Origin of the sequence: Prevotella sp. HMSC073D09 (assembly GCF_001814145.1) — a bacterium.
Classification (GTDB): domain Bacteria; phylum Bacteroidota; class Bacteroidia; order Bacteroidales; family Bacteroidaceae; genus Prevotella; species Prevotella conceptionensis.
Genome location: NZ_KV815107.1, coordinates 1 through 1,081, shown reverse-complemented (window position 1 = coordinate 1,081; position 1,081 = coordinate 1). Strand labels below are relative to the sequence as shown.

Genomic DNA, 1,081 nt, shown 5'->3' with positions numbered 1-1,081 from the left:
GCATTGTTCATTTGGCTTAACGAAAACGTTCTTTCAACTGCAATTTGTTCTCTTCCTTCTGTTGCAACAGGTCGCTTCTGGAAGGTGAGACTCAACACCACATGCTTATATTCTGAGGGCTCGACAGAACCGCGCAGCTTGTTCGCCGATTCCCAAAGTGTTTCTTCGATTGTCTTGGACTTTATCTGTTTCTTCGCCATTGTTTCTTTGTTTCTTTTTATCATCTTTCATTTTAGGAACTTGGCATTAGCATCATAATCTACTTCCAACAACTCTTTGAAATCAAACAGAAGTGGGCGGGCAATCTCCACTAACAGTGCCATAGGTGGTTACATCTTGTTGGTTAGATAATATCACTCTAATCCCATTTTTGAAAGTTCTCTTTGGCCATCTATAATGTTTATAACGTTAGCTATTGATGATATGCAAAATTAATCATTATTTTTTACATGACATCAGGTTATGTCGCTATATTTTTAATTTGGACAAACTATTTGTCGCATCAGTCTTTGACTTATCCACAACGCGGGTATATTTTCCTAAACTCCCCCTCGTTGTAATAGAAACTCGTGTTGATAACAATCTTCCTTAGCATCTTGCATTGCCATTCGGTGAGGTTGGGGGTATCTGGATGTGGGGTGGCAACAGTTGTTTAAGTCTCGTGTACCACGCGCATAATGTTTGTTTTTTTTGCGATAGAAACGAGCGTTGGTGGATATGGCGTATATGTAGCATGCCTCGATACGCTTGGTAAACGCTGACTTGCACGGCACTTCCTCGTTATTCTTGTAGGTGAACCCAATGCTGAGGAGGTTGCCGGCCGTCTCCCCAACTGAGTGAACGACACACCGCAAATCGCCTTATTTACTTTTCACAACAACAAGTTAGTGGGCTAAACGTCGGTCTCGCTTTGCGGATATGTAAAATATTCAGTACGAACTTTAACACTAAGAGTGCCGTTTTTGCTCGCCAATCGTTAGCCGGGCCGAAAAAATCGATTCTCGCGGAGGTTGGTTTTGATGCAAAAAGGGGTTAGTTGTGAATGCTGGCAAAATGAATTTTTATTTAAACTGACCGCCAC

At 41.7% G+C, this 1,081-nt stretch carries 1 protein-coding gene; it reads right to left on the bottom strand.

Annotated features, from left to right (window positions below; translation table 11 throughout):
* The coding region (locus HMPREF2955_RS16580; RefSeq protein WP_371326386.1) for a type I restriction-modification system subunit M N-terminal domain-containing protein at positions 1 to 200 on the bottom strand (200 nt) is incomplete at its 3' end.
* Between the last annotated feature and the right edge of the window lie 881 nt (positions 201 to 1,081).